The 13,234-nt window shown below is 73.8% G+C and carries 12 protein-coding genes; 4 read left to right on the top strand and 8 right to left on the bottom strand.

Annotated elements, in window-relative coordinates:
• Positions 1 to 39: 39 nt before the first annotated feature.
• The 6 genes from AB0D44_RS03620 to AB0D44_RS03595 all read right to left on the bottom strand — a co-directional run bounded on the left by AB0D44_RS03620 (position 40) and on the right by AB0D44_RS03595 (position 6,175).
• A complete protein-coding gene (locus AB0D44_RS03620) occupies positions 40 to 591 on the bottom strand; it encodes a GNAT family N-acetyltransferase (protein WP_362583735.1) in 552 nt (183 codons plus the stop codon).
• A gap of 144 nt (positions 592 to 735) precedes the next feature.
• Positions 736 to 2,184, bottom strand: a complete 1,449-nt coding sequence (locus AB0D44_RS03615; protein ID WP_362583732.1) for a penicillin-binding protein 2 — start codon at positions 2,182 to 2,184, stop codon at positions 736 to 738.
• A gap of 62 nt (positions 2,185 to 2,246) precedes the next feature.
• Entirely contained in the window at positions 2,247 to 2,948 is a 702-nt protein-coding gene (locus AB0D44_RS03610) for a response regulator transcription factor (RefSeq protein ID WP_362583948.1), read from the bottom strand.
• 62 nt (positions 2,949 to 3,010) lie between these two features.
• On the bottom strand, positions 3,011 to 4,285 hold the full coding sequence (locus tag AB0D44_RS03605) for a histidine kinase (protein WP_362583730.1): 1,275 nt from the start codon (positions 4,283 to 4,285) through the stop codon (positions 3,011 to 3,013).
• A complete protein-coding gene (locus tag AB0D44_RS03600) occupies positions 4,282 to 5,292 on the bottom strand; it encodes a hypothetical protein (RefSeq protein ID WP_362583727.1) in 1,011 nt (336 codons plus the stop codon). Before AB0D44_RS03600 ends, AB0D44_RS03605 begins: the two co-directional genes overlap by 4 nt.
• Before the next feature lie 100 nt (positions 5,293 to 5,392).
• Positions 5,393 to 6,175, bottom strand: coding sequence for an IclR family transcriptional regulator (locus tag AB0D44_RS03595; RefSeq protein WP_362583724.1), 783 nt, complete (start codon positions 6,173 to 6,175; stop codon positions 5,393 to 5,395).
• A gap of 127 nt (positions 6,176 to 6,302) precedes the next feature.
• Between AB0D44_RS03595 and AB0D44_RS03590 the strand changes: the two genes are divergently transcribed.
• From AB0D44_RS03590 to AB0D44_RS03575, 4 genes are all read left to right on the top strand, one after another.
• On the top strand, positions 6,303 to 7,847 hold the full coding sequence (locus AB0D44_RS03590) for an aldehyde dehydrogenase (NADP(+)) (RefSeq protein ID WP_362583721.1): 1,545 nt from the start codon (positions 6,303 to 6,305) through the stop codon (positions 7,845 to 7,847).
• A 41-nt stretch (positions 7,848 to 7,888) separates the two neighbouring features.
• Positions 7,889 to 8,110: a hypothetical protein gene (locus AB0D44_RS03585; RefSeq protein WP_362583719.1), complete on the top strand. Its 222-nt coding sequence runs from the start codon at positions 7,889 to 7,891 to the stop codon at positions 8,108 to 8,110.
• 62 nt (positions 8,111 to 8,172) lie between these two features.
• Positions 8,173 to 9,426 carry a TerD family protein gene (locus AB0D44_RS03580; RefSeq protein ID WP_362583717.1) on the top strand — a complete coding sequence of 418 codons (1,254 nt, stop codon included), beginning with the start codon at positions 8,173 to 8,175 and terminating at the stop codon, positions 9,424 to 9,426.
• A 114-nt stretch (positions 9,427 to 9,540) separates the two neighbouring features.
• Positions 9,541 to 9,717: a hypothetical protein gene (locus tag AB0D44_RS03575; RefSeq protein WP_362583714.1), complete on the top strand. Its 177-nt coding sequence runs from the start codon at positions 9,541 to 9,543 to the stop codon at positions 9,715 to 9,717.
• Between the two features lie 39 nt (positions 9,718 to 9,756).
• Here the strand turns inward: AB0D44_RS03575 and AB0D44_RS03570 are convergent, their stop codons facing one another.
• Together AB0D44_RS03570 and AB0D44_RS03565 are read right to left on the bottom strand one after the other, a co-directional pair.
• The gene (locus AB0D44_RS03570) at positions 9,757 to 11,196 is read right to left on the bottom strand and encodes an alkaline phosphatase PhoX (RefSeq protein WP_362583711.1); all 1,440 of its coding nucleotides are present in this window, start codon (positions 11,194 to 11,196) and stop codon (positions 9,757 to 9,759) included.
• A gap of 277 nt (positions 11,197 to 11,473) precedes the next feature.
• Positions 11,474 to 13,021 (bottom strand): hypothetical protein, encoded by a 1,548-nt coding sequence (locus tag AB0D44_RS03565; protein ID WP_362583708.1) that lies wholly within the window; start codon positions 13,019 to 13,021, stop codon positions 11,474 to 11,476.
• Between the last annotated feature and the right edge of the window lie 213 nt (positions 13,022 to 13,234).

Genomic DNA, 13,234 nt, shown 5'->3' with positions numbered 1-13,234 from the left:
CGACAGACAGTTCTCCCTTCAACCACCCGGCGGTGCGTCTCATTCCCCGGACGGCGCGGCCCCGGGCGACGCGACTCCGGACGGCGCGGCCCCGGACGGCCCGGCCCCGGACGGCCGCGTGACCGCGAGCCAGAGGGTGAGGTGGGAGCCGGTCTCGGCGGGCCGCGGGTCCGGGAGCCAGCCGTGGGCGGCGTAGAAGGCCTGGGCGCGCAGGTTGTGCACGTAGACCTCCAGGCGGACCCGGTCGATGCCCGCCCGGCGCCACGCGTCGAGGCACGCCGCGTGCAGGGCGGCGCCGGTGCCGCGGCGCCAGTGGACCGGGTCGACGTGGAGCTGGGTGAGGGTGGTCGCGCCGTCCGCGGTGTGGAAGGCGGCCACGCCGGTGACCACGCCGTCCTGCTCGGCGCACAGGACGGCGCCCTCGGCGGCGGGCCGCGCGACGGCCCGGGACCACGCCTCGCGGGCGTGGGCGAGGTGCAGGTCGCCGGCGTAGGTCTCCTCCGGGACCCGTCCGCGGTAGTAGGTGGCCCGGGCCCTGGTGTGGAGGGCGGTTATGGCCTCGAGGTCTGCGGGTCGCGCGGTCCTGATCACGGGAAGGGAAACGCGCCGGGAACCCGGTCGGTTCCCGGCGCGTGCACGTGCGACGCGTGCAGCGTGGGTCGCGCGCCGTGCGTCTCCTTCGGCCGGCGCCCGTGCGTCGCGTGCGGCCGGCGCCCGTGCGGCGGCCGCACGCGGCTACTTCTTCAGCCAGGCCGCCATCATCTTCTGGGCGATGGGGGCGGCCAGCTTGCCGCCGCCGATCTCCGACCGGTCGGTGTCGGAGTTCTCGATCACGACGGCGACGGCGATCTGCTTGCCGTTCGCCTTCCCGTACGAGGTGAACCAGGCCAGCGGCGACAGGCTGTTGTTCACGCCGCGCTGCGCGGTTCCGGTCTTGCCGCCCACCTCGGCGCCCGCCACCTGGGCCGGCTTGCCGCCGCCCTCGGTGGCGACCGTCCGCATGGCGTCGCGGAGCATCGAGGCCGTCTTCTCGCCCATGACCTGCTGGGACTTGGGGTCCTTGAAGCTCTCCAGCACGTTGCCGTTGGCGTCGGTGACCTCGGAGACCATGTGCGGGGCGACGAGCTTGCCGCCGTTCTCGATCGCGGCCGTCACCATCGCCATCTGCAGCGGGGTGGCCTGCACGTCGAACTGGCCGATACCCGTCTGCGCGACCTGGTCGACCGACATCTTCTTGGAGGGGTACTTGCTGGGCGGGTTGGTGCGGACCGGCGTGTCGATCTGCACGTTGAAGCCGAGCTTCTCGGCCATCGCGCGCATCTTGTCCTGGCCCAGCTCGGCGGCGAACTCCGCGAAGACGTTGTTGCAGGAGTAGCGCAGGGCGACGCGGGGAGAAACGTTGTTGCAGGTGGCGTTGTCCACCTCGCTCTTCAGCGGGGTGCGGGTGCCGGGGATGGTGTAGTCGCCGGGGATGCCGGTCGGCTGGTCGATGCTGGTGACCAGGCCGTTCTCGATCGCCGCGGCGAGGGTGACCAGCTTGAAGGTGGAGCCGGGCGCCTGCGGCTTGCGCAGGGCCACGTTCTCCATCGCCTTGCCCTTGTCGGCGGAGAGCTCCGCCCAGGCCTCCTTGTCGTTGGCGCCCGTGATCCGGCCCGGGTCGAAGGAGGGGTTGTTGACGACGGCGAGGATCCGGCCCGTCGAGGGGTCGAGGGCGACGGCGGCGCCCTGCTTGCCCTGGAGCGCGTCGTAGGCGGCCTTCTGGACGTCCGGATCGATGGTGGTCAGGACGTTGCCCGGGGCGGCCCGCTTGTTGGTGAGCATGTCCATCATGGTCTTCAGCCGGCTGTCGGAGCCGTTGAGGACGTTCTTGTAGACGCCCTCCAGCATGCTCGTGCCGAATGCCTGGGAGCTGTAGCCGGTGATCGGCGCGTAGAGCGGGCCGTTGGTGTAGGTCCGCTTGTACCCGAAGTCCTTGCCGCCCGTCTTCGTCGAGCCCGTGATCGCCTCCCCGCCCACGATGATGTTGCCCAGCGGGTTCTCGTACTGCCCGATGAGATTGCGCCGGTTGTGCTCGTCGTCTGCGAGGGCCTGGCCTTGGTATGCCTGCACCCAGGTGACGCGGACCAGCAGGGCCAGCACCAGGAGCAGGCAGAAGACCGACGCACGCCTGATCGTCTTGTTCATCCCCCAGAAGGACGTACCAACGGCCCCAGCCGTTCCGCTCTGCCCCGATTGTGGCGGGGTTCTCAGCTTTTCTTCATGAAGCCGCCCTCGTAGGCGGCGATGACCGCCTGGGTCCGGTCGCGGGCTCCGGTCTTGGCGAGGACCGAGGCGACGTGGGTCTTGACCGTCTGCGGTCCGACCCCCAGGCGCTCGCTCATCTCGTGATTGGACAGACCGCCGGCCATCAACCGCAGTACGTCGGCCTCGCGGCCGGTGAGCCGGGCCACCCAGGGCGCGACGGGCGCGGCGGCGGCCGTGTGCACGGCGGCGAGGGAGCGGACGGCAGCCGGGAAGAGCACCGAGTCCCCGCGGGCGACGAGGCGTACGGCGCCGATCAGCTCCTCGGGGTCGGCCCGTTTCAACAGGAACCCGGCGGCTCCCGCGCGCAGCGCCCCGTAGACGTACGCGTCGTTCTCGAAGGTGGTCACGACCACGATGCGGGGCGGCTCGGCCATGGTGGCGAGGATCTGCTCGGTGGCCCGGATCCCGTCGATCTCGGGCATCCGGACGTCCATCAGCACCACGTCCGGGGCGAGGGAGCGGACCAGCGGAACCGCCTGCGCCCCGGTGGCCGCCTCACCGACGACCTCCAGGTCGGCCTCTGCCTCGAGGATGACCCGCAGGGCGGTGCGCACCATCCGCTCGTCGTCGCAGAGCACGATCCGCAACGGCGGCCGGCCCGCCGGGGCGGGCGTGGCGTCGGGCAACGGGGCGGCGGACGGCATGGTCGCGGACGGCATGGTCGGCGACGGCATGGCGGGCTCGGCCGAGGTCCTCGTCGGGTTCGTCATCGGGCGTCCTCCGCGAGCGGCAGCACGGCCTTCAGCCGCCACCGGTCCTCGTGCGGGCCGGCCTGGACGCGCCCGCCGAGCAGGGCGGCCCGTTCGGCGGCTCCGCGCAGTCCGCGGCCCCCGCTGGTGCGGGGCGCCCCGCCTTCCGGAGCGGCGGGTGGGTTGGTCATGGTGATCTCCAGTTCACGGTGTCCGGTGCCGGCCGCGCCCTGTACGCGGATCCGCACGTCGACGGGTCCCGCGCCGTGGCGCAGCGCGTTGCTGAGGCCCTCCTGGACGATCCGGTACGCCTCGCGGGAGGCGATCGCCGGCAGGTGCGCCCAGTCCCCGGCGGGTCCGGGGTCCTGGTGGGCGGTGACGGGGGTGCCCGAGGCCCGGGTGCGCGCCAGCAGCCCGTCGAGGTCGGCGGCCAGCGTCGGAGCGGGTGCGCAGTCCGCGCCGGCCTGGTCGCCGTCCCGCAGCAGGCCCAGGACGGCGTCCAGCTCGCCCACCGTCCGCCGCGTGGTGTCCTCGATGGCGGCCAGTGCCTCGCGGACGAAGCCGGGGTCGCTGTCGAGCACCCGCCGGGCGGCGACCGCCTGGAGGGTGACGGCACTCAGCGCGTGCCCGACCGCGTCGTGCAGTTCCCGGGCCAGCCGGTTGCGCACGGCCAGGTCGGCGGCCCGCTCCTCGGCGGCGGCCAGCCGGTCCGCCGCCGTCGGCCCGAGGAGTACGGGCGCCAGCCGGGCCAGCAGCACCCCGGCCCCGGCGGCGCAGAGGGCGAGCCCGCCCAGCAGGCCGGTCCCGAGCAGCGGGGCCAGGTAGGGGTCGGCCTTGGTGCTGAACCAGCCCAGCCCGAGCTCGGTGTTCCGCAGCCCGCTCATGAACGGCAGCATGATCAGGGCCACTGCCATCGGGGGGACCGCGAGGGTCATCCCACTGACCAGGGCCCCGACCCCCAGGTGCAGGGTCCACCAGGCCGAGGTCCGGCCGCGCGCCGCCCAGCTCCGCGCCGGCCCTTCGGCGAGCCGCTCCCCCGGCACTGCGCACAGGGCCCGGACGGCGGCCGCCGACAGCGGCCGGACCAGCCCGAACACGGCGCTCGCCGCGGCGAGCGGAAGGGCTGCCGCATAGGCGGCGAGGGTCAGCGGGAAGGAGCTGAGGGCATTGACCCCGCCGGCCGCCACACCGACCCCCACCTGGGCGAGGAGGAAGTACGGCATCAGCAGGGCCCCGCCGAGTATCAGGTGGATCCAGCGGAGCCTGGCCCGGGCTCCGAACAGTCGGCTCACGGGGCGCGGCGGGCGGTCAGGAACCCCATGAGGACGGCGGCGGAAAGCAGTCCGGTGATCATCTGGCCAGCGTAGGCCAACAGGATCGCTCCGGTGGGCCCTTCACCCCCGTCCAACTGCGGTCCCAGCGCGGCGATCAGCATCCACGTCCCCCAGCTCAGCGCCGCACCCGACCCGATCCAGGCGATCCCCAGCGGCCACCGGGCCCCCAGCCCCCCGCCGCGGGCCAGGAGCAGGGCTCCGGCTCCCGCGGCGAGGGCACACCACCCGTGGACGGCGGACACCACCGCCGTATCCGCGGAGTACGCGGCCGCCTGCTCGGCGCTCAGCCAGGCCGTACCGCCGAAGGCCCAGTAGGCGTGGACGGCCGCGACCGCCAGGCCTGTCGCGGCAGCGGCTCCCGCCATCACCCCCGTGGACGACGGAAACCTCCCCCGGCCCCCGTCCGGGGCGACCCCCGGTCCCTGCACTCCCCGCCACCGCGCGCTCCAGCGCTCCCGTGCATAGGGCACGAACAGCCCGGCCAGGGCGAGTCCCTGGAGCGTGAATCCGGTGTAGACGACGTTGAACACCCAGGGGTCCAGGAACGGCTTCCGAACCGCCCGGGCGGCCTCGTCCGCCCCGAAGCCCATGGCCCGTACGAGCAGTTGTCCCGGGAAACCGAGGAGGATCGGCGTCAGCAGCCCGGTGGCGAAGAAGCACGGGACGCTCAGCAGCCAGGACGGCACCCGTCTGCCAAAGGGGCGGGTGAGCACCAGCACGAGCAGGATCACGCAGGCGTCCATGGCCAGCGTCACGGAGTTGGCCACGGTGAAGAACGGCCCGGGCTCGTTCAGCACGCTGCCGGCCGGTATGCCCACCCGGCTCCCGGCCAGCCAGGCGGTCTTGAGCGTCAGATACGGCACGGTGGCGGCCAGGGCCACCGCCCGCAGGATCCGCCGCCCGGTCCCCAGGAGGGGGTCCGACGGCTGCGTCGCGTACGTCGCGTGAACGGCTCGTGTGGTCATGACCCAACGGTCCCTCCCGCGCCGCCCCGCCACCTCCCCCTCGTTGGGGAACCGCCTCCCCCGCCCGGGGGAGGAACCACCCCCTCCCGCTCCTCCCGCGTCACATCCGGCGCGTCACCACGGACAGCCGGTCCCGCGCCTCGAACAGCGCCGCCTTGATGGCCTGCTCGTGCTCCGCCGTCAGCCGGGCCACCGGCACCGAGCAGCTCACCGCGTCCCGGGCGGGCGTCCGGTAGGGAAGCGCCACCCCGAAGCAGCGCAGCCCGAGGGTGTTCTCCTCCCGGTCCACCGCGTAGCCCTGCTCCCGCACCAGCGCCAGTTCCCCGATGAGCCGCTCCCGGTCGGTGACGGTGTGTTCGGTGACCGCCTCGAGCCTCGGCGGCAGCAGGCTGCGCACCTCCTCGTCCGTGTGCGTGGCCAGCAGCGCCTTGCCGAGCGCCGTGGAGTGCACCGGCAGCCGCCGCCCGACCCGGGTGAAGGGCCGCAGGTAGTGCCGGGAGGGGCGGGTCGCGAGGTACACCACGCTCGTCCCGTCCAGTCGCGCCAGGTGGATGGTCTCCGTGGTGTCGTCGGAGAGCCGGTCCAGGGTGGGCCGGGCCGCCGCGACCACCTCGTCGCCGTCGATGTACGAGCTGCCGACCAGCAGCGCCCGCACGCCGATGCCGTAGCGCGTGCCCGTGGCGTCCGTCTCCACCCAGCCCAGGTTCACCAGCGTGCGCAGCAGCATGTACAGGCTGGACTTGGGCAGGGCCAGGTCGTTCTGGATGTCGGCGAGGCTGTGCAGCCCCGGCCGCGCCGCGAAGTGCTCCAGCAACAGGACCGTCCGTACCGCCGATTTGACCGGCGACGCCGGGACCGTGCTTCCCGATTCGGTCGTCGTCATGCGCCTGCTTCCCCTCTGGCCGCCTCTTGTCACGCCGAGGACGCGGAAATAGAGTCCGCAGCAGATGTGATCATTCATCCACCGGAACGGCGTTCAGAATACTGAACGATCCAGGAGGCAGCGGGCCATGACAACGACACCAGTCTGGAGTGTGGACCCCCGCACCGGGAAGCAGCGCGAACAGGTTGCGGTCGAGGCCACACCCCGGGAGGTGGACGAAGCCGTACGGACCGCCCACGCCGCCCGGGCCGCGCTGGCCGACGCCGCCGCCCGCGCCGCCTTCCTGCGCGCGGCCGCCGACCTCCTCGACGGGTCCGCCGCGCACGTCGTCGAGGCCGCCGACGCCGAGACCGCACTGGGCCCGGGCCGGCTCACGGGGGAGCTGGCCCGCACCACCGGCCAGCTGCGCGCCTTCGCCGACGCCGTCGAGGAGGGGTCCTACCTCGACATCCGGATCGACCGCGCCGACCCCTCCCTCAGTCCGCCGCGCCCCGAACTGCGCCGCTACAAGGTGCCGTTGGGCGTGGTCGCGGTGTACGCCGCCTCCAACTTCCCGCTCGCCTTCTCCGTCCCCGGCGGGGACACCGCGAGCGCCCTGGCCGCCGGCTGCCCGGTGGTCGTCAAGGCGCACCCCGACCACCCGGCCACCTCCGAGCTGTGCGCCTCGCTGCTGCGCCGGGCGGCCGTCGCCTCGGGGCTCCCGGCCGACGTGGTCCGCGTGGTGCACGGGTTCGACGCGGGCCTGGCGCTGATCCGCCACCCTCTGGTGGCCGCCGCCGGTTTCACCGGTTCCATCCGGGGCGGGCGCGCCCTGTTCGACGCCGCTGCGGCCCGGCCGGTGCCCATCCCCTTCCACGGCGAGCTGGGCTCCCTCAACCCCGTCGTGGTCACCCCGGCCGCGGCCGTCGAGCGCGCCGAGGAGATCGGCAGCGGGCTCGCGGGGTCGGTCACCCTCGGCGTCGGCCAGTTCTGCGTGAAGCCCGGCCTCGTCCTGGTCCCCGAGGGCGCGGCGGGCGACCGCCTCACGGGCGCGCTCACCAAGGCGCTCGGGGAGACCGAGCCGGGGGTGCTGCTCGACCACCGGATGCGGGAGAACTTCGTCGCCGGAGTGCGCGAGCGGGCCGCGCTGCCGGGCGTCGACGCGCCGGTCACCCCGGGCTCGGGCGGCGAGCACACCGTCGGCGCCGGCTACCTGACCGTGGACGCCGCCCGCCTCCTGAACAGTGCTCCGGGCGGGGAGTACGAGGTGCTCCTGGAAGAGTGCTTCGGTCCGGTCACCGTCGTCGTGCGGTACGCCGACCAGCGCGAGGCGGGCGCGGTGCTCGGGCGGCTGGGCGGGAACCTGAGCGCCACCCTCCAGCTGTCGGCCGCCGAGACCGAGGGTGTGCCGGGCCCGGCTTCCGAGCTGATCGGGCAGGTCACGGAGCTGGCGGGCCGGATCGTGGTCAACAACTGGCCGACCGGGGTGGCGGTGGCCCCGGCCCAGCACCACGGCGGCCCGTACCCGGCGGCGACCTCGCACTCCACCTCGGTCGGCGGAACGGCCATCGAGCGCTGGCTGCGCCCGGTCGCCTACCAGTCCGTCCCGGACGCCCTGCTCCCGCCCGAGTTGCGCGAGGCCAACCCGCTCGGCCTGCCGCGTCGCGTGACGGGCGCCGCCGGGACCCCATAAATCCGTTGCCCGCCCCGCTCCGGCGGGGCAGGCTGCGGCGCATGCCCAAGCCGCACGGATTCTCGTACGAACGCCACCGCGACCGCTCCGTCGTCATCACCCACCAGGGCCGCACCGCGGCCACCCTGCGCGGGAACCGGGCGGAGAAGTTCCTGACCGAGGTGGGGTCCGGCGACGCGCAGCTGGTGATGGCCCGCTGGACCGGCGCCTACAAGTTCGGCAACGAGCGCACCGCGAAGAACCACCCTCGCAACCGGCGCTGAAATCCGCCGCGAGGGTAAGGGAACGGCAAAGCACCGCCGCTCGTTCTCCCGGCATGACCGCTATGACCCCTGGATCCAACCTGCCGCTCCATGCCGTCCGTGTGACGGTGGACGTGGCCGCGCCGGTACGGCTCGACGTATCGGGACTGCTCCTGACGGCGGACGGCAAGGTGCGCTCCGACGCCGACTTCATCTTCTACAACCAGCCCTCCGGGCCCGGTGTCAGCTACCGGTCGGGCGGCGGTGCGGCGCCGGACTCGATCACCGTGGACACCTCCGCACTGCCGCCCGGCATCGAGCGGATCGTGGTCACCGCCAGCCCGGACGCCGCGGGGCAGACCTTCCAGGGCATCGAGCCCACCGCCACCGTGCGCAACGCGGACGGCGGAGCGGTGATCGCCAGCTTCACCCCGCCGCAGCTCGGCTCCGAGACGGCGCTGGTCGTCGTCGAGGTGTACCAGCGGGGCGGCGTGTGGAAGGTGCGCGCGGTCGGCCAGGGGTACGCGAACGGCCTCGCCGGGATCGCCACCGACTTCGGCGTCTCCGTGGACGAGGAGCCGGCCGCCGCGCCCGCCGCGCCCGCGCCCGTAGCCGCCCCGCCCGCCCCGCCCGCTCCCCCGGCTCCGGCGGCCTCCTACCCGCCCTCCCCCTGGCTCGGCGGTACGACGCCCACGACGCCCAGCGCCCCGGTTCCCCCCGCGCCGCCGGCGGCCCCGGCCCCGCCCGTCGGCGGCAGCGGGAAGATCAACCTCGACAAGGGCCGGGTCAGCCTCCAGAAGAACCAGACCGTCTCCCTGGTCAAGGGCGGCCGCCCGCTGCTGTCGCAGGTCAAGATGGGCCTCGGCTGGGAGCCCGCGTTCCGCGGCCGGGACATCGACCTCGACGCCTCCGTCATCGCGTACGGCCCCCAGCGCAACCACATCGACAGCTGCTACTTCGGCAAGCTGTCGATCCTGGGCGGAGCCATCAAGCACTCGGGCGACAACCTGACGGGCGAGGGCGCGGGCGATGACGAGGTGATCGTCGTGGACCTCGGCCGGCTCCCCGCCGACGCCACCGGGCTCGTGTTCACGGTCAACTCCTTCTCCGGCCAGAAGTTCACCGAGGTCGCCAAGGCCTACTGCCGTCTGATCGACGCGGCGAGCGGCGAGGAGCTGGTGCGCTTCGACCTCACCTCCGCCGAACCGCAGACCGGGGTCATGATGGCGAAGCTGATCAAGCAGTTCAGCGGCGAGTGGGAGATGACGGCCATGGGCGACTTTGTGAAGTCCCGCACAGTACGCGGCATGGTCAAGCCGGCCTCGCAGGCACTCTGAGCAGGTGGGCGGGCACAGGAGGCCGCAGGGCGCCACCGGGGCGCTTTCCCCGGGTGATGGATGCCACGCGTAATCCGGGGGTGGCTGTCAGTGCCCGCCCGTAGCCTTGAACTCATGCACGAGTCAGTCATCCCCGCAGGGCCCGCCCGCCCGTCCGCCGCAGAGGCGAACGAGGCGATACGGCTCCTTGTCGAGACCCGGGTGGACGGCGAGTGGCCCTCGGATGCGTATGAGTTCCTGCTCGCCGAGTGGGCCGCGGCCTCCCGCGCGGAGGTTTCCGCGGCCCCGTAGCCGCCGGGCCGGGCGCTCACGCCCCGCCCGGGGCCGGCGTCAGTGTGCGCGCCGCCACGGCCCGGTGATGGCGAGCATGATGCCCGGGTCCTGGAGGTTCGCGAACAGCGTGCGCCCGTCCGGGGAGAAGCAGACACCCGTGAACTCGGAGTACTCCGGCTCCTCGGCCGACCCGATGTTCAGCTCGTTGCGCGCCAGCGGGTAGGTGCGGCCCGAGGCGGTCGCGCCGAACAGGTGCTGGAGGCCCGAACCGTCCTCGGCGATGACCAGTCCCCCGTACGGCGACACGGTGATGTTGTCCGGGCCGTCGTGGCCACCGCCCGTCGACGGGTCCGTGTTGACCCCGATCAGCACGGTCAGCCGGATCGTGCGCCGCTTGGGGTTGTAGAACCACACCTGTCCGTCGTGCGCCGCGCCCGGGCTCTCCTCACGGGCGTAGGAGGACACGAAGTACGCGCCACCGTCGGCCCACCACATGCCCTCGAGCTTGCGCCCCCGCGTCACGACGCCGTCGGCGAACTGCTTGCGCACCGGCACGGTCCGCGCGTCGCGGTCCGCGACGTCCACCCAGTCGACCCCGTAGACGGTTCCGATCTTCGTGGCGCGCGAGAGGTCGTCGACGAACCGGCCCGAGCTGTCGATGCACTTGGCGGCCTGGAGCACCCCCGCATCGTCCGCGAGCGTACGGAGCTTTCCGCGCCCGTGGCGGAAGCCGCCGGGCGGGGTCCAGCGGTAGAACAGCCCGTTGGGGCCGGAGGCGTCCTCGGTCAGGTAGGCGTGGCCCTGGCGCGGGTCGATGACCACGGCCTCGTGGTCGTAGCGCCCGAAGGCCTTGACGGGCCGCGGGTCGCGGTTGGCGCGCCGGTCGTGCGGGTCGACCTCGAAGACGTAGCCGTGGTCCTTGGTCATGCCGTTCTTGCCCGCAAGGTCGGAGTTCTCCTCGCAGGTCAGCCAGGTGTCCCAGGGGGTGGCGCCGCCCGCGCAGTTGGTCGACGTACCGGCGATCCCCACCCATTCGGCGACCTCCCCGCCGCGCCGGACCTCGACGACGGTGCAGCCGCCGGCCGCGGCCGGGTCGTAGACGAGGCCCTCGGCGAGCGGGACGGGGCGGGCCCACTTGTCCCGGGTGCCCTTGAGCTCGTGGTTGTTCACCAGGAGGGTGACCCCGCGGTGGCCTTCGAAGGCGGCCGTGCCGTCGTGGTTCGACGGGGTGCTCTCGCCCGATTCCAGGGTGGTGACCCCACTGTGCGTGATCACCCGGTAGGTGAAGCCCGCGGGGAGGGCCAGGATGCCGGCCGGGTCGGGGACGAGCGGACCGTAGCCGGGCTCGCAGGGCCGCCCGTGCTCGTCGCGGGCGGTGCTGTCGTCCGCTGCCAGGGCGCCCGGGGCGGTGGCGAGCGCGCCGACCGTCCCGGTGAGCGCGACCCCCGCGCCGGCGATGACGGTACGGGCGGTGAAGTCTCTGCGGCTGAGCGGCATCGGGTCTCCAGGGGTGGGGAGTGGTGCGCCTGTCGTGCAGTCGTCGGCGCACACGCTCCCGCCCGCACGTGAACGGCGGCTGAACTACCCGGTAAGAAGAGCCGACCCCTTGCCGGGGGCCGGAATGGCCAACTCCGGCCCTAGGAACGGCGCAATGTCGATGCCCGGCCCACCTGCCGCCACCGCCACCTCCACCCCACCGCGCCCGCCACCGCCATCGCGCTCCCGCCACCGCCATCGCGCCCGCGGCCGCGCCCGTGCCGCGGCGCGCCGGCGCTCAGGACCGCCGCGAGCGCGCCTTGAACGCGGCCTTGCGGGCCTCCTTCGCCGCCTTCTTGTCCGGGTGCAGCCGCCCCATCGCCTCCAGGACGTCCACGGTCGCCGGGTGCTCCACCCGCCACACCTGCTCGAAGAACCCTGCGTGATGGGCGGTCAGGGTCTCCATCAACTGCGGCAGCTCCTCGGTCTCCCCGTCGGCGGCGAGCTGCGCCGCGATCGTGTCGACCGTCAGCCAGAACACCATCGTCGCGTCCGGCGCCGGTACGTCGGCCGCGCCGCGCTCGGCCAGCCAGACCCGGGCGAGCCCGCCCAGCTCCCCGTCGTCCAGCACCGCGCGCACGGCGGGCTCGGCCTCCGGTCCGGCCGGTGCAAGGGCCTGCTGGCAGCGCAGTCGGCGCAGCGGGGCCCCCTCGTCGTCGCCGCGCGCCGCGGCCAGCAGTTCGGCGACGGCCGCGGGCACCTCCCTGCCCGCCATCCATGCCTCGATCTCGGCCTGGGCGGCGCTCTCCGCATAGTGGGAGACCGCGTCCAGCAGTGCGTCCGCGCCCTTGCCGGCCAGTTCGCCCACGGCGGGGGCCACGACCCCGGCCTCCAGCATGCGGGCGCGGATCCCGTACAGGCCGAGCGGGGTCAGGCGGACCATCCCGTAGCGGGAAACGTCCTCGTCGTCGGCGCCGGCACCGGCGCGGTCGGCGGCGATCTGCTCGTCGTCCGCCTCCGCCAGCAGCTCCTCGTCGACGGGCCGGAACTCGACCAGCCCGATGGGCTCCAGCTGTCGGAACTGGTCGTCGAGGCGCATCATCGCGTCCGAAACCTGCTCCAGCACGGCATCGGTCGGCTCGCCCATGTCCTCGGGCACCACCATGGACGCAGCGAGCACCGGCAGCGGAACCGGCCGGTCCGCCGCCCCGCCCTCGGTGACCGTGAGCAGGTAGAGGTTGGCGAGGACCCCGTCGAGGAAGTCCTCCTCGCGCCGCGGGTTCCATTCCAGCCGGTCGAAGTCGATGTCCCCGCCCGCGTCCAGCGCGTCGACGAGGTCGTCCAGATCGGGCACGGCCGCGTCGGCCAGCACGCTGTCCAGGGCCGCCAGCCACAGGTCGAGTACGTCGCCGGGCGCCCCGCTCTTCACCAGCGCGAGGTCCTCGCCGGGCGCGGCGGTGCCGAACTGCGTCCCGCCCGCCCCGGCTTCGGCGCCGCCCGCCCCAGCTTCCGGCCCGCCCGCCCCGGCCTCCGCGGCGCCGCCCGACCCGCCGTCCTCGTCCGGCTCGGTCACGTCCACCAGGCCGGTGTCCACGGCCACCCGCCAGGCCTGGCTCGCGTACACGACCGAGTCCGCGTCCGCGGCGTCGAGGCCGAGGACCGCGGCGGCGTCGGGGAGCTGGTCCGCGGCGAGCTCGCCGCCGATGTCGACGCGGGTGCCGGGCCCGGCCCAGCGCGCCAGCCGTACCGCGCGGGCGAACAGCGGGGCGACGAGGGCGTCGCGGGCCAGTTCCGCATCGGAGTGCAGCCGTACCGGCGGCAGCGTGGGGTGCGGCTCTGCGGACATGGGGCGGTTCTCCTCGTGGATGGCGGAGTGGGCAGGGCAGGTCGGGCACTTGGGGCATGCAAGGCGGAGCGGGCGGAGCGGCCGGTCGAGGACGAAGCGGGCGGACGGACAGGCACGACGGACCAGGATCCTCCTGCCGTGCCGCAGCGGTCGGTTCGTCGGCCGGCCGGCCCGTCGGGCCCGTCCGGCGCTCCAGCGTAGACGCATTTCGGG

The organism is Streptomyces sp. NPDC048349 (assembly GCF_040651925.1).
GTDB lineage: Bacteria > Actinomycetota > Actinomycetes > Streptomycetales > Streptomycetaceae > Streptomyces.
The sequence above is the reverse complement of the archived record's forward strand: the minus strand, read 5'-3'. Positions and strand labels throughout refer to the sequence as shown.